At 77.2% G+C, this 17,588-nt stretch carries 10 protein-coding genes and 5 tRNA genes; 8 read left to right on the top strand and 7 right to left on the bottom strand.

Going from position 1 to position 17,588, the window contains the following annotated elements; genetic code table 11:
* Positions 1 to 1,976 precede the first annotated feature (1,976 nt).
* The 3 genes from cobT (at position 1,977) to ACFVFR_RS02290 (ending at position 8,483) form a co-directional block, all read left to right on the top strand.
* The gene (gene cobT, locus ACFVFR_RS02300) at positions 1,977 to 6,113 is read left to right on the top strand and encodes a nicotinate-nucleotide--dimethylbenzimidazole phosphoribosyltransferase (RefSeq protein WP_383697406.1); all 4,137 of its coding nucleotides are present in this window, start codon (positions 1,977 to 1,979) and stop codon (positions 6,111 to 6,113) included.
* A gap of 170 nt (positions 6,114 to 6,283) precedes the next feature.
* Entirely contained in the window at positions 6,284 to 7,555 is a 1,272-nt protein-coding gene (cobA, locus tag ACFVFR_RS02295; protein WP_383697210.1) for a uroporphyrinogen-III C-methyltransferase, read from the top strand.
* 109 nt (positions 7,556 to 7,664) lie between these two features.
* Entirely contained in the window at positions 7,665 to 8,483 is an 819-nt protein-coding gene (locus tag ACFVFR_RS02290) for a TrmH family RNA methyltransferase (protein WP_383697207.1), read from the top strand.
* A gap of 50 nt (positions 8,484 to 8,533) precedes the next feature.
* On the opposite strand, the gene ACFVFR_RS02285 is transcribed toward ACFVFR_RS02290, so the two are convergent.
* Positions 8,534 to 9,493: an oxidoreductase gene (locus tag ACFVFR_RS02285; protein ID WP_383697205.1), complete on the bottom strand. Its 960-nt coding sequence runs from the start codon at positions 9,491 to 9,493 to the stop codon at positions 8,534 to 8,536.
* Positions 9,494 to 9,724: 231 nt separating this feature from the next.
* On the opposite strand from ACFVFR_RS02285, the gene ACFVFR_RS02280 reads away from it, so the two are divergent.
* A complete protein-coding gene (locus ACFVFR_RS02280; RefSeq protein ID WP_383697202.1) occupies positions 9,725 to 10,384 on the top strand; it encodes a TetR/AcrR family transcriptional regulator C-terminal ligand-binding domain-containing protein in 660 nt (219 codons plus the stop codon).
* A 414-nt stretch (positions 10,385 to 10,798) separates the two neighbouring features.
* Here ACFVFR_RS02280 and ACFVFR_RS02275 read toward each other — a convergent pair whose 3' ends face one another.
* Entirely contained in the window at positions 10,799 to 12,340 is a 1,542-nt protein-coding gene (locus tag ACFVFR_RS02275; protein ID WP_383697199.1) for a protein kinase, read from the bottom strand.
* Positions 12,341 to 13,084: 744 nt separating this feature from the next.
* Between ACFVFR_RS02275 and ACFVFR_RS02270 the strand changes: the two genes are divergently transcribed.
* The 3 genes from ACFVFR_RS02270 to ACFVFR_RS02260 all read left to right on the top strand — a co-directional run bounded on the left by ACFVFR_RS02270 (position 13,085) and on the right by ACFVFR_RS02260 (position 15,687).
* Positions 13,085 to 13,291: a hypothetical protein gene (locus ACFVFR_RS02270; RefSeq protein WP_383697197.1), complete on the top strand. Its 207-nt coding sequence runs from the start codon at positions 13,085 to 13,087 to the stop codon at positions 13,289 to 13,291.
* Positions 13,292 to 13,890: 599 nt separating this feature from the next.
* Positions 13,891 to 15,102 (top strand): phosphotransferase family protein, encoded by a 1,212-nt coding sequence (locus tag ACFVFR_RS02265; protein ID WP_383697194.1) that lies wholly within the window; start codon positions 13,891 to 13,893, stop codon positions 15,100 to 15,102.
* A gap of 300 nt (positions 15,103 to 15,402) precedes the next feature.
* Positions 15,403 to 15,687 carry a zf-TFIIB domain-containing protein gene (locus ACFVFR_RS02260; protein ID WP_383697191.1) on the top strand — a complete coding sequence of 95 codons (285 nt, stop codon included), beginning with the start codon at positions 15,403 to 15,405 and terminating at the stop codon, positions 15,685 to 15,687.
* 193 nt (positions 15,688 to 15,880) lie between these two features.
* Here ACFVFR_RS02260 and ACFVFR_RS02255 read toward each other — a convergent pair.
* The 5 genes from ACFVFR_RS02255 to ACFVFR_RS02235 all read right to left on the bottom strand — a co-directional run bounded on the left by ACFVFR_RS02255 (position 15,881) and on the right by ACFVFR_RS02235 (position 16,361).
* Positions 15,881 to 15,952: transfer RNA gene (locus tag ACFVFR_RS02255), tRNA-Val, on the bottom strand.
* Between the two features lie 19 nt (positions 15,953 to 15,971).
* Positions 15,972 to 16,043 (bottom strand) — tRNA-Val (locus tag ACFVFR_RS02250).
* A gap of 71 nt (positions 16,044 to 16,114) precedes the next feature.
* Positions 16,115 to 16,186 (bottom strand) — tRNA-Val (locus tag ACFVFR_RS02245).
* A 1-nt stretch (position 16,187) separates the two neighbouring features.
* Positions 16,188 to 16,258 (bottom strand) — tRNA-Cys (locus ACFVFR_RS02240).
* A gap of 30 nt (positions 16,259 to 16,288) precedes the next feature.
* Positions 16,289 to 16,361, bottom strand: a tRNA-Gly gene (locus tag ACFVFR_RS02235).
* A 148-nt stretch (positions 16,362 to 16,509) separates the two neighbouring features.
* Here ACFVFR_RS02235 and ACFVFR_RS02230 point away from each other — a divergent pair.
* Complete coding sequence (locus tag ACFVFR_RS02230; RefSeq protein WP_383697189.1) at positions 16,510 to 17,568, top strand: chorismate-binding protein; 1,059 nt, start codon at positions 16,510 to 16,512, stop codon at positions 17,566 to 17,568.
* The last annotated feature ends 20 nt before the right edge of the window (positions 17,569 to 17,588 follow it).

Genomic DNA, 17,588 nt, shown 5'->3' with positions numbered 1-17,588 from the left:
CCGCCCGGAACGTACGCGACGGCCAGGACGCGGGTCCCCCGCGGGCCGCCGCCGCGACCGCCCCCGCCGCGCGGCCGACGGACCCGAGCGGGGTTGCCCAGGCCGTTCCCGGTGATCCCGCGACGCCGACCGGTGACCAGGCCGGTGCGACGCCGCCGGGCGGTTCCCAGCAGCCCGTGGCGGCCGAGACCGCCCCGGCGGGGGGCGCGCGGGAGGAAGCTGGTGCGCAGCCGGCGAGCGGGGCGCGTGGCACGCGCCGCCGCCCCCGGCGCGCGGCTCCGGCCGAGGACGTACCGACCCCCACCGACGCGAGCGCCGTTCCCTCGGGCACGGGCCGCCGGCGCAAGGTCACCCCCACCCCCGAAGAGCAGGCCCCCACGGCACGGCAGTCCGCCGCGAAGGCCGGCGGCCGGTCGACGACCGCCGACGCGCGGCCGACGGAGGCGCCCACGACGGCCAAGGCCGCCGCCGGGCCGGGCGTGCCGGTGCCCGTCGACGCCGACGGTCACGCCGACGCGGGTACGGGCGGGATCACGCGCGCCGGCGCGCAGCCCGCGCCCGCCGGGGCGGATGGTCCGGCGACGTCGGAGCCCGCACCCGAGCCGACGGCGACCACACAGCAGTCCCCGACCGGGCGGCCGAACCAGCCGGCCGGGCCCGAGTCCGCCTCCGCGACCGCTGCGAACTCGGCCCCCGCGGCACCGCTTCCCGCCACCACCGCCCCGAACGGCTCGGACCCGACGGGCGCCCCCACCGCCGCGACCGCCGACGCGCCCGTGGCCAACCCGACGGGTGCCGCGACTCCCGCGCCCCCGAGCGACGGCCCGAGCGCCGTGGACGAGACGACCGCCTCGAACGCCGCCGCCCCGGCCGAGGGGGCGAGCACCCCGCACCAGTCCGGCGAGGCGAACGCGACGACCCCGGCCGACGCCGTGGACCCGAACGCGGCGAAGGCCGCGCACGCGCCCGAGGGTTCGCACGCGGCGGGTACGTCCCACCAGGCCGCCCCCAAGGGCGCCCCGAGCGGGGCGGGCACGTCGAACACGGCGCCCCCGGCCGACGTTCCGCACCCGGCCGGTGCCTCGGCCCCGGCGCAAGCCCCGGCTCTGCCGGAAGCCTCGGCCCCGGCCGGGGGGCCAGCGCCAGCCTCCGCGCCGGCCGCGCCTGCCGACGGACCGGCGCCGGCGACTCCGGCGGCTGCCCCGGACGCGGCGAACGCCCCAGCGCCGACGGACGCGGCGAACGCCCAGGCCCCGACCGAGGCTTCGCCTCCGGCGAGTGCCGCGAACGCCACCGACGCCCCGGCCACGGATTCCGCCGCGACCCCGCCCACGGTGGCGGGTGCGCCGACGACGGCGCGGGAGGCTTCCGCGACCGGTTCGGGGCGCCGGCGTGGCACCGCGACCAGCGCGGGCCAGCCGGCCAAGACGCCGGCCGCCGCGACGCCGCGGCCAGAGCACTCCGCACAGCCCGTACCGCCCGAACAGGACGCACCACTGCCTGCCGACCACGCACCCCAGCCCGAGTCTGGCGCGCCCGCCGGGGCGCAGCCGGTAGCCGACGGCGCGGCCCCGGCCGCCGCCCTCCCGCAGCCCGCCGGCGACCCCCAGGCCACCGCCGCGTCGCAGGACGTCGCCAAGGCCGCGCCGGCCGACGCCGCCGCGCAGGCCGCGACACGGACCACCGCCGCGCCGGCCTCCGCTGACGCCGCCGCGCAGGCCGCGCCCGCCGCGAAGGAGGCCGTGGCGGCGGCGAGCACCACGCCGGCGCCGCAGACCGCGCCCGCTCCGACGAGCGCCGCCCCGGCCAAGCCCGCGCCGCAGGCCAAGCAGGCGGGCAAGGGCCGGGCCACGGCCAAGCCACGACGCGCGGTGGCCGGCGGCGCGCCCGCCGCCAGTCAGTCACGGCCGGGTGCCGACGCGACGGCCACGCCCGGCACCGACGGAGCGGCAGCCCCCGCCACCGACGCGACAGCCGTGCCCGCCACCGGCCCGGCAGCCGCACCCGCCGACGTACCACCCGCGCAGCCGGCCACCGCCGCCCCGGACACCGCTACCCCGGCCACCACCACTGGTGAGGCCGCGCCGGCGGCCGAGGCCGGGCCCGTGGAACAGGGCGACCCGGCCGTGACGCGGCAGCAGGTGCCCGTACCGGTCCAGACCACCGCCGAGACCGGGACCCCCGGTCCCGACGGCACCACGGGCCAGCCCGCCACGCCCGACACCGCACAGGGCACGCCGACCGAGGGCGCGCCCGCCCAGGCCGTACCGGACGCGGAGCCGGCCGAGCCCGTGGCGACCGTGACCGAACCCGAAGCGACGGAACCCGAAGGGGCGCGGCCCGCACCGGGTTCGGCGGCGGCCGGTACGGCCCAGGCGGCCGGGCCCACCGCCGCGCCGACGGCGGCGCCCGCGCCGACCGTGACGCCACCCGCACGGACGGCCGGCCGGTCGCCGGAGCAGCCCGAGCCGTCGGGCCAGCCGGAGCGGGCCGCCGCGTCGGTCGTACGGGAAGCCCCGGGCACCCCGGACCCGCGCCCCGACGAGCCGAAGCAGGTCACCGAGCCCACCCAGGACGGCGCACCGTCGGGGCAGGCGGCGCAGGACGGCAGCGCTCAGAGCCCGGCCGGAGACGGCACGGGCCAGCCGGCCGACGGGGCCACCCCCCAGAGCGGGGCGCCGGTAGCCGCGACCGCTACCGCGGAGGCCGCGCCAGCCAAGGCCGCGCCCGGCCACGAGGCGCCGGCGACGGGAGTACCGGGCGAACCGCCGGTGGCGAGCGAGCCCCAGGCCCAGCGACCAGCGCGACAGCGGGCCCAGGGCGAGGTTCCGGCGAACGACGCGTCGGCCACCGGGCAGAGCCCCGCCGACCCCGCCGAGACCACCCCCGCGCCGGCCACTCCAGCCACCCCCGGGACACCGGCCCCCGGAACGCCGTCCGCCGTCGCACCGGCGTCCGCCGCCGCGTCAGCGGCCTCCGGGCCCGCGATCGCCGGATCGGAGGGCGCCGAGCCCGCCGCCCCGGTGGACCAGCCCGCCCCCGACCAGCCGCGAGCGGCGGTGACGCCGCCTCAGCCCACCGCCCAGCAGCGCCCGACGGGTCAGTCGACTTCCGGTCAGCCCGCCGACCAGGCGACCGTCGGTCAGCCGACCACGGATCAGCAGGCCAGCGGCCAGCCGACCGCGCCGGGCGGGGACACCGCCACCGACGGGGCCGTGGCGACCGCGAACCAGGCGGCAGCCGCCGCCCCGCGCCCCGTTCCGGCCGTGGCGACGACGACAGAGACCACCCAGGCTGTGGCCGACGGCCCCGGCACGGAGCCGACCGAGGCGACGCCGACCGACGCGCCGACCACGAGCGCCGGAGCATCGCCGGCGCGGGGCCAGACGCCGAATAGCGCCACGCCCGCGGACTCCGCGACACCGGGTGCCACGGACGGAGCACAACCCATGCACGCGACCCAGCCCGCGACCCCCACCGACCAGCGAGGCGCCTCGGAGAACGCCGGCCACTCCGGCACCGAGGCGAGCGCCGACACTCCCGAGAACGCCCGTACCACCGTGAACCCCAACACCCCTGAGACCGCTGCCACCCCCGCCGCCGGCGACGCGGCGACCGCCGCCACCACCGGCGACACGGCCAACGCCGACAGCGCCACGGGCGAGGCCAACAACACGCCCACCACCGACGCCCCGGCCAACGCCGGTGACGCGGCGAACGCGGCCAACGCCCCTGGCGCGGCCCCCGACCCGGCGGGGGCCCCGGCCGACGGGCAGCCCGTCGCCGCTCCCGTCCCCGCGACGGCTACCGCGAGCGCCCCGACGGTCGAGTCGACCCCGGCCGCCCAGGGGACACGCGAGGTCCCCGCCGCCGCGCAGCCGCAGGCCGCCCCGACCGAGGCCGGGGCGCCAGCCGACGGCGCGACGTCCGACACGCTCGCCAGCGCTCCCACCGCGCCCGCCCCCGCCGGGGCGGCGCCGGCCACCGCGACCGGTGGCATCCCCGCCGCCCGCGCCGCCACGTCCGGCGACGCCTCCGCGCCCACTCCCGACACCGACGCCTCACCCGGCGCCGCGCAGCCGGCCCCGGCGCCCGAGTCGTCCACCAGCACCACCCCACCCGAGCCGGCCACCGCCATCCAGACCGAGCCGGCCACCATCACGCCGACCGAGCCGGTCCCGGCCACGCCCGTCCCGAACGGCCCCGTGGCATCCCCCGCTCCGACGAACGGCACGGCCAACGACGCGCGGGCCGCCACCCCGCCGCCGGCGCACCTGGCCGCGTCCCTCGCGCACCCCGACCCGACCGCCGTGAGCGCGGGCGCGACGGCCGCCGGCCAGGAGAACGCCGAGGCAGCCGAGGCCGACGTCGCGCGGCGGCCCGCCGCCGAGGGGTACGACGAGGCCGAGCGCGCCGCCGTCCACCGGGTGATGCGCGAGCGCCGGGACATCCGCAACGGCTTCCGCCCGGACCCGATCCCGCACGAGGTGCTGCTGCGCGTCCTGGAGGCCGCGCACACCGCGCCCAGCGTCGGCCACTCCCAGCCGTGGGACTTCGTCGTCATCAGGTCGGCCGAAACCCGGCGCACGATGCACGAGTTGGCCCAGCGCCAGCGCGAGGCGTACGCCAAGTCGCTGCCGAAGGCGCGGGCCAAGCAGTTCAAGGAACTGAAGATCGAGGCGATCCTCGACACTCCGGTCAACATCGTCGTCACCGCCGACCCCACCCGTGGCGGCCGGCACACCCTGGGCCGGCACACCCAGCCGCAGATGGCGCCGTACTCCTCCGCGCTCGCGGTGGAGAACCTGTGGCTCGCGGCACGCGCCGAGGGACTCGGCGTGGGGTGGGTGAGCTTCTTCGACGAGCGTGAGATGGTGCGCGCCCTGGACCTGCCCGAGCACCTGGAGGTCGTCGCGTACCTGTGCGTCGGCTACGTCGACGAGTTCCCGGCCGAGCCCGAGCTGTCGCAGGCCGGTTGGTCCAAGCGCCGCCCGCTGTCGTGGGTGGTCCACGAGGAGTCCTACGGCCGCCGCGCGCTGCCCGGTGAGCAGCCGCACGACCTGCTCCAGGAGACGCTGCGCGGCATCCGCCCGCTGGACGCCAAGGCGCTCGGCGAGGCGTGGGAGCGGCAGAAGCGGATGACCAAACCGTCGGGCGCGCTCGGCATGCTGGAGATCATCTCCGCGCAGCTGTGCGGCCTGTCGCGCAAGTGCCCGCCGCCGATCCCCGAGCCCGCCGCCGTGGCGATCTTCGCGGGGGACCACGGCGTGCACGCCCAGGGCGTCACGGCCTGGCCGCAGGAGGTCACGGGCCAGATGGTGGCCAACTTCCTGGCCGGGGGCGCGGTGTGCAACGCCTTCGCCAACCAGGTCGGCGCCGAGGTCTGCGTCGTGGACGTGGGCGTCGCCTCCGAACTGCCCAGCACCCCGGGGCTGTTGCCGCGCAACGTGCTGCCGGGCACGGCCGACTTCACCGTCGGGCCCGCCATGTCCCGCGAGGACGCGCTGCGCGCCATCGAGGTGGGCATCGAGACGGCCCGGGACCTGGTCGCCGCGGGCAACAAGGCGCTGCTCACCGGTGAGATGGGCATCGCCAACACCACCGCGTCCGCCGCGCTGATCGCCGTCTACACCGGCGCGGACCCGGCCGAGATCACCGGTCGCGGCACGGGCATCAACGACGAGACGCTGTCCCGCAAGGTCGACGTCGTACGCCGCGCCCTGGAGCTGCACCAGCCGGACCCCGCCGACCCGATCGGGGTGCTCTCGGCGGTCGGCGGCCTGGAGCACGCCGCGCTCGTCGGCTTCCTGCTCGGCGGCGCCTCGCTGCGTACGCCCGTCATCCTGGACGGCGTCAGCGCCGGCGCCGCGGCCCTGGTCGCGCGGGCGATCGCCCCGGAGGCGCTGGCGGCGTGCATCGCCGGGCACCGCAGCGCGGAGCCCGGCCACGTGGCGGCCCTGACCAAGCTGGGCCTGCGTCCCCTGGTCGACCTCGACCTGCGACTCGGCGAGGGCACCGGCGCGCTGCTGGCCCTGCCGGTGGTGCAGAGCGCCGCGCGGGCCATGCACGAGGTGGCGACGTTCGACGCGGCGGGCGTGACGGAGAAGAACTGACCCGTGGCGGGCGGGCGGGCCGCCCGGCCCGCCCGCCACAGGCCCGCCCCGTCGCCCCCCACGCGGTCACCCGCCGCCCCCCGTAAGGTGTCCGCAGGGCCCGCGCCCATCCCCACCAGCCGCTCCGGTGCAGTAGCGGCGCCGTCCGCCGTACGAGGAGCCGTAGCGTCATGTCCGAGAACCCCGCCTACCCCGTAGGGCTGCGCCTGAGCGGACGGCGCGTCGTCGTCATCGGCGGCGGCCAGGTCGCGCAGCGCCGCCTGCCGGCGCTCATCGCGGCGGGCGCGGACATCGTCCTCATCTCGTCGTCGGCCACGCCCTCCGTCGAGGCCATGGCCGACGGCGGCGAGATCCGCTGGGAGCGCCGCCGCTACCGGGACGGCGACCTGGCCGACGCCTGGTACGTGCTGGTGGCCACCAACGACGCGCGGGCCAACGCCGCCGTGTCCGCCGAGGCCGAGTCCCGCCGCGTGTGGTGCGTACGCAGCGACGACGCCGAGGCGGCCACCGCCTGGACCCCGGCCACCGGGCGTGGCGACGGCGTCACCGTGGCCGTCCTCACCGGTCGCGACCCGCGGCGCTCGGCCGCCCTGCGGGACGCGATCGTCGAGGGCCTGCGCGACGGCACGCTGAGCGCCCCGCCCCACCGCCCCACCGGCGCCGACCAGGCGACCGGGACGGGCCCGGCGGGCTCCGCCGCGTCGCCGCTGCCCGGGGTGGCGCTGGTCGGCGGCGGCCCCGGCGACCCCGACCTGATCACCGTGCGCGGTCGGCGCCTGCTGGCCTCGGCCGACGTGGTCATCGCCGACCGGCTCGGCCCCCGCGACCTGCTGGACGAGCTGCCCCCGCACGTCGAGGTGATCGACGCCGCGAAGATCCCCTACGGCAGGTTCATGGCCCAGGAGGCCATCAACCAGGCGCTGATCGACCACGCCAGGGCGGGCAAGGCCGTCGTCCGGCTCAAGGGCGGCGACCCGTTCGTCTTCGGGCGGGGCATGGAGGAGGCCGAGGCGCTCGCGGAGGCGGGGATTCCGTGCACGGTGGTGCCCGGCATCTCCAGCTCCATCAGCGTTCCCGGCGCGGCCGGCATACCCGTCACCCACCGGGGCGTGGCGCACGAGTTCACCGTCGTCAGCGGCCACGTCGCCCCCGACGACCCGCGCTCGCTGGTGGACTGGGCGGCGCTGGCCCAGCTCCGCGGCACCCTGGTCCTGCTGATGGCCGTCGAGAAGATCGGCGCCATCGCCGCCGCCCTGGTCGGTCACGGCCGCGCCGCCGACACCCCGGTCGCCATCGTCCAGGAGGGCACCACCGCCGCCCAGCGCCGCGTGGACGCCACCCTGGGCACCGTCGGCGAACGGGCCAGGGCCGAGGGCGTCCGCCCGCCGGCCGTCATCGTCATCGGGGACGTGGTCACCGTCGGCCCCAAGCGCCAGCCGTAGCCGACCGGACGCCCGCGCCGGCCCGCTCCCTCGTGGCGGCCCCGGCCCGCCGCCCGGCCGGACGCGCCCCGCCCGCCCCGTCCCGTACCAGACAAGGCAGTATCAGCACGTGGCCGATCTCCTCACCATCGACGACCCCGCCGACCCGCGCCTGGCCGACTACACCGGCCTGACCGACGTCGAACTGCGCCGCCGGCGCGAGCCCGCCGAAGGGCTGTTCATCGCCGAGGGCGAGAAGGTGATCCGGCGGGCCCTGGACGCGGGGTACGCCATGCGCTCCATGCTGCTGTCGGCCAAGTGGATCGACGCCATGCGCGATGTCATCGACGAGGCCCCGGCCCCCGTGTACGCCGTCGAACCGGCCCTGGCCGAGCGGGTGACGGGCTACCACGTCCACCGGGGAGCCCTCGCCTCGATGGCCCGCAAGCCGCTGCCGGAGGCCACCGAGTTGCTGGCGACCGCGCGCCGGGTGGCCATCCTCGAAGCGGTCAACGACCACACCAACATCGGGGCCGTCTTCCGCAGCGCCGCCGCGCTCGGCATGGACGCCGTGCTGCTCTCGCCCGACTGCGCCGACCCGCTCTACCGGCGCTCCGTCAAGGTCTCCATGGGCGCCGTGTTCGCCGTGCCCTACGCCCGGCTGACGTCCTGGCCCCGCGACCTGACCCAGGTGCGCGAGGCGGGCTTCGACCTGCTGGCCCTGACGCCGAACGCGACGGCCACCTCCATCGACGAGGCCGCCCCGCACCGTCTGGAGCGCGCGGCCCTGCTGCTCGGCGCCGAGGGCGACGGCCTCACCCGGCACGCCCTGGCCGCCGCCGACGCCTGGGTCCGCATCCCGATGGCCCACGGCGTGGACTCCCTCAACGTCGGCGCGGCGGCGGCCGTGGCCTTCTACGCCGTCACGGCCGGCCGCCCCGCCTCGTAACCGTCACCGCCACCCGCGTCGGTGGCCACGAGGCGGCGCGGGCCCGTCGCTCACGCGGAGACGGGGGCCGCCGGCAACCCGTAGCGCACCCCGGTGAGCCGCTCCGAGAGCACCCACAGTCGCTCGGCCGTGCGCGCGTCCCGGATAGCGCGCTCCCGGTCACGGGTGACAGGTTGGCCGCGGAGCTGGAACGGCCCGTCCGGTACGACGTAGCTCCCCCCGGGCAGGTCCGGGACGGTCGCGGCGTACAGGGAGGTCCTCGCACCCTCCGGGGTGGGGCGGAACGCGGTACGCAGGAGTAGGCGCACGAGCGTCTGGTAGGCCCGGCCCCGGGTGCTGTGGGCGCCGCCGGTGAGGACGTTGGTGCGGGTGAGCCCGGGGGCGACGGCCATGCTGCGCAGCCGCAGCCCGGCGGCGTCGATCCTTCGCTGCAACTCCACGGCGAAGGAGAGGTTGGCCCGCTTGGACCGCACGTAGGCGAAGGGCGCCCGATAGCCCCGCTCGGCGTTGAGGTGGGTCAGGTCGAGCCGGGCGAACCGCTGCCCCTCGCTGCTGACGGTGATCACTCGTGGGTCGGGGGCGGCCAGCAGACGGGGGAGGAGCAGGCCGGTCAGCGCGAACGTGCCCAGGTGGTTGACGCCGAACTGCGACTCGAAGCCGTCGACGGTCCGCGCGAACGGGACCATGGCCACGCCGGCGTTGTTGACCAGCAGGTCGACGCGGTCGTGGTCCCACTCCTCGGCGAACCGGCGCAGGGAGGCGAGGTCGGCGAGGTCGAGCACTCGCGCTTCGACGCGGGCGCCGGGCACCTCGGTGCGCAGCCGCCGCACGGCCTTCCCGCCGCGTTCGCGGCTGCGGCAGGCCAGGACGACATGTGCTCCGCGCGCGGCGAGCGCGCGGGTGGTGGCGTACCCGATGCCGCTGTTGGCGCCGGTGACCACGACCAGCCGCCCCGTCTGGTCGGGGATGGCCTCCGGTGACCAGCGATCGAGGGCTCGCGGCCGTGACACCGCCCCCTCCGGGCGCCGGCCGGTCCGGCGGCGTGTGAGGCCCGGGCGGCCTGTGGCGGCGGGATCGGCCGACGGAGCACGGGCGGCGCTTCGGTGAGCGTGGGGCACGGGTGACCTCGATTCACGACAGGCGGACATGGCCGCGAGCCGACGGAACGCGGCATCGCAACAGGAAGTCGCGATAGCGTGATGGTGTCGTATGCCCCACCGTCAACGCAACTGGGAGTTGCAATGAATGCTGTCGAGCCCCCCGCGCGACGTGCCCCCGTGGGGCGCGGCAGCAGGATGCGGACCGCCGTACGGGCGGCGACCGTCGTCGAGCTCACCGCGTCCGGGTACGCCGCCCTGACGGTCGAGCGCGTCGCCCAGCGGGCGGGTGTGCACAAGACAACGATCTACCGGAACTGGCAGGACCTGGACGACCTCGTCGCCGACGCGCTGGTCACCCACTTCGACGGGGACATCCCCGTCCCCGACACCGGGTCGGTGGAGAGCGACCTGCGGACGCTGGCCCGCTCGCTGGTCGCCACCATGAGCACCGAGGCCGGGCGAGCCCTGCTGGGCACCGTCCTGTCGGACGCCGCGCGCGCTCCCCGGCTCGCCGAGATCAAGCACGCGCTCTTCAGTGACCGGTTCCGCCGCGCGGAACCCGTCGTCACCCGCGCCGTCGAACGCGGCGAACTGCCCGCCGACACCGACCCGGCCGAACTCCTCAAGACCCTCGCCGCGCCGATCTACTTCCGACTGGTGTTCACCGGCGAGCCGGTCGACGAGGCGACCGCCGAGCACGCGGTACGCGTGTCACTCGCCGCCGCGCACGCCCGCGCCCTGCCCCCGCGCGAGGGAGGCCGCGAGGCGACGGCACGGCGACCGGCCAGCCCCGCGCCGTAGCTCCCGTCGCGGCCCGCGCGCCGCGACGGACCCCGCACCGCGCGTCGACGACCTCCCGCCAGCCGCGCCACCCGAGGCCGCCCACGCCTCGCGGAGGTGCCCCGGCCAAGGCCGCCGTCCGACACCGCCCACGCCTCGCGGAGGTGCCTGGCCGGGCGCAACCGGTCGAGGCGCCGGCCCGTCGAATCGTCGACCTCGCGGCTGGTGCATCGGATCCGGCGATCCGGCGGGCCGACGTGCCGCATCCCCGCACGCGGCCCGTCCGGCCGCGTACGGACCAGCCCGACGCCACCCCGCACGCACCGGCGCGGTGCCACCCCGCACGCACCGGCTCGACGCCACCCCGCGCGGCGGGCGCGCGCCGGCGCCCCGGCGGTGGCGGAACGGTTCGCTCCGGCTGGCCGGGGAGGTTGGTCAGAGGCCGCCGAGCGGCGTGGTGGCGGGGGCTGGACGCCCGTCGACCGGGCCGGTCGTGGCGCCGGGGGTCGTGCCGAGGGGGCCCAGGCTGTGGGTGGGGCCGTCGCAGCCCTGGGCCACGGCGATGCCCAGCGCCACCAGGAGCGTCACCACGACAAAAACGATAAGTCGCTGGCGCAGCAATCGGCGACTGGTCCGCACCGGCCGCCGCCCCGTGGCCGGGCCACGGCCCGGCTGCCGCGCGTCGCCCCGACGGGACGTCTGGCCACCCGTCGCCCGGCTGCTCGGGCGCGGCCCGCTGCCGCCGCCCGTCCGGGCTCCCGGACCGCTCGCCGGACGCCCCGTGGAGTGCCGTGAGGCATCGGTCGGGCGCGGCAGCGAACTCCCCCCGGTACGCGGCGCCGCCCCGCCCCCGGTACGTGGCGCGCCGCCCCCTCCGGTCCGGGCGCCGGTGCGCGCGGGCGATCCCGTACGCGGCGAACCCCCCGCGCGCGCGGGCGCGCCGGTCGAGCCGGGGCCGGTCCGCGCGCCGGGCCCTCGTACGACCGGTCCACGCGGCCCCTCGCCCCGCGTCACGGGCCGGCGGGGCGGGGGAGAGCCACCGGTACGCCGCTCCGTGCGCTGGCGCGCGTACTCCTCGGCCTGGCGACCACTGGGTCGCTCGCCGCGCTGTCGCGCCTCCTCCTGCGGATCGAGCCGGCGCGCTGAGGGCAGGCCCTGTGCCTCGCGCGCGGCGATCTCCTTGAGCCGCAGCGAGAGTTGGAGCGTGCTCGGCCGGTCCTCGGGGTCTTTGGACAGGCAGGCGTGCAGCAGCGGCGCGAGCGCGTCGGGGACGCCGGCGAGCTGCGGCTCCTCGTGGACGACGCGGTAGAGCATGACCTCCGAACTCCCCTGTCCGAAGGGGGAGTCCGAGGTCGCGGAGTAGGCGAGGGTGGCGCCCAGCGCGAACACGTCGGTGGCCGGCGTCACGGCCGCGCCCCGTACCTGCTCGGGGGCGAGGAACCCGGGGGAGCCGACCGCCGTGCCCACGTGGGTGAGCGTGCTGGCCCCGGTGGCCCAGGCGATGCCGAAGTCGATGATGCGCGGGCCCTTGGGCGAGAGCAGGATGTTCGACGGCTTCAGGTCCCGGTGCACCACGCCCGCGTCGTGCACGGCCAACAGCCCCTCGGCGAGCGCCGCCCCGATCGAGGCCACCTGCGAGGCGGGCAACGGCCCCTCGTCACCCACCTTGTCGTGCAGCGAGGGCCCGGGCACGTACTGGGTCGCGAACCACGGCCGGTCCGCCTCCAGATCGGCGGCCACCAACCGCGCCGTACAGCCACCCCGAATCCGACGGGCGGCCGAGACCTCGCGCGCGAAGCGCGAACGGAACTCCTGATCCTCAGCCAGGTCCGGCCGGATCACCTTCAGCGCGACCCGCTGACCACGCCGGTCGGAGCCCAGGTAGACCACGCCCATCCCACCCGCGCCCAGCCGCCGGTGGAGCCGGAACGAGCCGACGACACGCGGGTCCTCGCGCCGGAGCCGCATCATCGCCATGTCCGTCCCCTACCTCCGGTGGGGAGGCCCCACACTGCTGCCCGTCTGACGTGCCACAGCTTACGGATTGACGGGGCGGTGTGCGCAGAGGCCGCGCATGCGTCGGCGGACGGATTGCCGAGGGCGCCGCGCGCCCGCGTGCGAGGGGCCCGTGCCGCGCGGTGGGAGGGACCCGGCCGTACCCGCCCGCCCAAGGCGCGGCGACCGTAGGGGGATTGGGCCCAACGGCGGAGGTCGCGTACGGAGCGTGGCGGACGCGGGGGCGGGCACGCGCGGGCGGGCGCGCGTGCCCGGTCGGCGGCGGCCCGGGGCCGGCCGCGCGCCTCACGTGATCGCCCGCGACGTGAGGGATGTCACCCGAGCGTGCGGCGCCGTGCCCCGGGCCGACAGCCCCCACGCCGACGGTTCCGGCACGCCGCCACCACCGCGCGGCGGGCCGTTCACCCGGCGGCAGCCCGCCCCGGCCAGGGCGGCGTGAGGCGGCGTCGCCCGCCCGCCGACAGGACTCTCGTCCTGCGAGATGAGGGCCGTACTCAGGGAAGACCCGGGTGCTTCGGCCCAGGTCTCCAACCAGGGGAGTACTGGCCGCACCCCCGGGTCATCCTCCGGGAGGCCCGGGAATCGATACGAGGGCATGACGCCCCGGGCCTGGCCGCGGACCTAATGTTGAAGTCAAGCGGCGGGCGCAGCACTCGTCCCCCGAGGTCAGACGCTCGCCGCCCCAAACGGATAGAGGAGGGAACGATGGCGCTCACCGCAGGACGCACGGACTTCCAGGCACAGCGGCGAGGCTTGCCCACCGCGCTTGGCACCCGGCGGCCGGGGACGCGTCACCCGTTGGTGGCGGCGGCCATGGTGCTGCCGATCGCCGCTCTCCTCGCGGTCGTGTTCGGCGGCTGGGAAGCCGTCGTCACACAGGCGTCGTCCGTGGTCGGAATACTGGAGCGCTAGTCGCTCCGGGCCCGGGAGAGCGGCCCGGGCCGGGGACTTCCGGTCATTAACCCCGTGGGGACGGGGGTGCGGCGGACGGCACGCAGCTCGGACGGCTGGCGGCCGTGGCGAAACCACACTCGCCACGACCTCAACCACCGAGCAGAGAAGGGCCCTGGCGTCTCGATGGGGATCGAGACGCCAGGGCCCTCGTGCTGTCCCACCGCACGGACACCACCCGAGCCCGCCCGCCACGTCGGCACTCCGGCACCGTCGCCCGCCACGCCCACACACCCCGCCCCGGGAGGCACGGCCGCCTCCTCGCGTGCTCGGCCCCCGCCGTCCACCACTCACCGACGCACGCCGTCGCCACCGTCGTTCGCCACCCCACGCGCGGGCCGGTACCCCCGTACGGAGGCCGCCCCACTCGCAGGACCCGCCGCCCCACCCACGGACGTACGCCATGCCGTCGCCCCCCTCCACGCGCGGCGCGGCCACCGCTCCCCGCCCCCGCACGGGTCGTCGAGGCCGTCGGCCCCGGTGGCGTCCAGGCCGCGCGTACGATCCCCTTCACCGCATCGGGGCCGCGTACCGGGCCCCTGCCGACCACCGGGGGCCTCGTGAGCGCCGAACCCGCCTGCCCGCAGGCCGCCGCCGCACGACCGCGCGACGCGGCGCTCATGGCGCGGGTGGCGGCCCTCGTGGAGCGCGCACCCCTGGCGGCGTACGGTGCCGCGAGCCCGGCGCGGGTGCTGGCGGACCGGCCCGACGGGACGGTGGTGCGCTACGGGCCGCTCGTCTGCAAGGTGCACGCCGCCGACGGTGACCCGGTCGAACTGGCGGCCCGACTGCGCGTCGCCGCCCACCCGAGTCTGCGTACCGTCCTCCTCGCCCCCCTCCCCGTCCCGCCGGCGCCACACCCGCCCCCCGGCCCCCGCGCGGCGCCGCCGGCGACCCCGCCCCACAGGCCCCACCCCGGCGCCTCGCCACTCGGCGCGCCCCGGACCCCCGTGCCGCCCGCCGCGACCGAACCTCCCGAGGTCCGAGCCGCCCTCGCCCCGCTCGCCGGGCCCCGGTTCCTGGCCCCGATGGGCGGGGGACGGGAGGCGAGCCTGTGGCCGTATGGCGCGCCCGTCTCGTCCACGGAGCGGCAGGCGGCGCCGTGGGAGGCGCTGGGTGGGCTGCTCGCCCGGCTGCACCGGGTGCCCGTACGCGCGCTGCCGGGGCCGGTGCCGGCGATGCGGGGCCCCGTGAAGGTCGCCGCCGCGCTGGAGCGGCTGCGCGCGGCGCCCGACGCTGTGGCCACGTCGCCCGCCGCGCGCGCCGTGCGGGAGGCCGCTGGGACGTTGCCCGACTGGGCGCGCGGCGCGGCCCCGGCCCCCGTGGCCGACCACCTCTGTCACGGCGACCTCCACCTGGGACAGCTCGTCCGCCGTGAACCGACCGGCCCCCTCGCCGTCGGGGCGCCAGCCGAGGGGTGGCTGCTCATCGACGTCGACGACCTCGGCCTGGGTGATCCCGCGTGGGACCTGGCCCGCCCCGCCGCCTGGTTCGCCACCGGGCTGCTCGACCCGTCGGAGTGGACGCGCCTGTTGACCGCCTACCGGGCGGCGGGCGGACCGGCCACGGGGGAGGGCGACGATCCGTGGCCCTGGCTGGACGCGCCCGCGCGCGCGTTGACCGTGCAGAGCGCGGCGTTGGGGCTCGCCAAGGCGGCCACCGCGAGCCGACCGCTGGACTTCACCGAGGAGGCCATGGTCGCCGCCTGCGCGCGCATGCTGGGCGAGGACACCGCACCCGTCACGGGCCTGCCGGCGACCACGCCGACCTGATCCCGCGCCAGGCGCACCGGACCCCGTACGCCCCGTACGGCACGCCACCTCCCACGCGGCGCCGGCCTGAGCCCGTGTCACGCGGGCCCGGGCTCGGGCCCACCGGGGCCGGGCTCCACGCCGTACGGCCCGCGCGCCGGTCCGCTCGTACGCCGCCGGCCGGCGGCCGGCGGTCGGCGGTCGGAAGGCGGGGCGAACCCGGGGCGGAGGGCGGGGGCCCACGCCGTAGGGTGAACTCATCGCCGCCGGGAGTGTGTTCCGGTGGCGCGGATGCCCAACGGCTGAGGAGTTGAGCGGACCATGCAGTGTCCCAAGTGTCATGCGCCGATGCACACGTACAACCGCAACGGCGTGCAGATCGAGCAGTGCAGTGGCTGCCGGGGGATCTTTCTGGACTACGGGGAGCTGGAGTCCCTGACGCAGCTCGAGTCGCAGTGGGTGCAGCAGGCGCCGCCGCCCCCGCCGGCCCCGGCCCCCGCCCCGCAGGCGTACCCCGCGGCCCCCGCCTGGGGCGCCCCGCACCAGGGTCACCACGGCCACCACGGCCGCCGGCGCGGCTTCGGGCACATGCTCTTCTCGTCCTGAGCGTGCGCCCCGGCCCGGGGCGCAGCGGGCCCGCGGTCCGGCCGAACACCCGGTCGCGGGCCCCGCGCGAGCGCCGAGCCGCCCGCCCCGCTCGCCAGGTGGGGCGACGAGGAACCCGCACCGCGCGAGCGCTGGAACATCGAAAACGGCCGGTGGCCGGAGCGGGAAGGCTCCGGCCACCGGCCGTGACGTGTGGACGATACTGGGATTGAACCAGTGACCTCTTCCGTGTCAGGGAAGCGCTCTCCCGCTGAGCTAATCGTCCGGGATGGTGCGGTACTGCGTGCGCGATACTGGGATTGAACCAGTGACCTCTTCCGTGTCAGGGAAGCGCTCTCCCGCTGAGCTAATCGCGCGGGACCGTCGACCTCGAAGGGCCGGCGGATGATCCTGAAGGACCAGGGTCGTACGGAGTCCGGGGACTCGGTGGACGATACTGGGATTGAACCAGTGACCTCTTCCGTGTCAGGGAAGCGCTCTCCCGCTGAGCTAATCGTCCGAGGTGGAGACGGGATTTGAACCCGTGTAGACGGCTTTGCAGGCCGTTGCCTCGCCTCTCGGCCACTCCACCAGGAGCGAAGGAGGAAAATCCTTCACTTCGAGCGGACGACGAGATTCGAACTCGCGACCCTCACCTTGGCAAGGTGATGCTCTACCAACTGAGCCACGTCCGCAGTTGTCGTTGTCCAGAACGCTTCCGTGTCCCGGCGACGTGTTGAACTCTAGCGGATTCCTGGGCCAGCTCAAATTCCGTTTCCGCAGCGTGCTGCGGTGCTCACCGCCCCGCAGCGGTCGTGCGGGCCCCGCCATAGACTCGCAACCGTGTACGACCTGCAGCCCATGGCCCGCTTCGGCGGACGCCTCGCCACCGACCTGCGCGACGTGACCAGCGACCCCGCCGCGCTGGAGTCGACGGGCTTTTGGGCCGTGGTCGCCGACTTCGAGGGCCGACTGACCTGTGCCCGCTTCGGCGACGTACGCCCCGCGCCGGTACCGGCCCCGACGCCGGGTGCCTGGCGCGGCCCCGCCCCGCACGCCTGGACCTCCTCCCTGGACCGGGCCGGCTACACGGCGGGCGTGCGCCGCGTACGCGAACACATCGCGGCGGGCGAGGTGTACCAGGCCAACCTCTGCCGGGTGCTCTGCGCGCCGCTGCCGCCGCTGCCCGGCGGCGCCCCCGCCGACGTCGACGCGCTGACCGCGGTGCTGGCCCGGGGCAACCCCGCCCCGTACGCGGGCACGGTGCGCCTGCCCGCCCACGGCGTGGAGGTCGCCACGGCCTCGCCCGAGCTGTTCGTGCGCCGCGCCGGCCGCGTGGTGGAGTCCGGGCCGATCAAGGGGACCGGGCGGACCGAGGCCGACCTGCGGGAGAAGGACTACGCCGAGAACGTGATGATCGTGGACCTGGTCCGCAACGACCTGGGCCGCGTCTGCGCCACCGGCTCGGTGACCGTGCCCGAGCTGTGCGCCGTGGAGCCGCACCCCGGCCTGGTGCACCTGGTCTCCACGGTGCGTGGCGAGCTGGCCGACGGCGCGGGCTGGCCCGCACTCCTGGCGGCCACCTTCCCGCCGGGCTCGGTGACCGGCGCGCCCAAGTCCAGCGCGCTGCGGATCATCGAGGCGCTGGAGACCGCGCCGCGCGGTCCGTACTGCGGAGGCGTCGGCTGGGTGGACGCCGACCGGGAGACCGGCGAGGTGGCCGTGGGCATCCGCACCTTCTGGATCGACCGCACCTGCCGCGAGCCCGCCACCGCCGGCCGGGCGCTGCTCCGCTTCGGCACCGGGGCCGGGATCACCTGGGGTTCCGACCCGGAGCACGAGTGGCGCGAGACCGAGCTCAAGGCGTCCCGACTGCTCGCGGTAGCGTCGGGGACACAGTAAGCGACCGGAGGGACGACACG

The organism is Streptomyces sp. NPDC057702 (genome assembly GCF_042799315.1).
In the GTDB taxonomy this organism is placed as follows: Bacteria; Actinomycetota; Actinomycetes; order Streptomycetales; family Streptomycetaceae; genus Streptomyces.
This window is presented reverse-complemented; position numbering and strand designations above follow the sequence as displayed.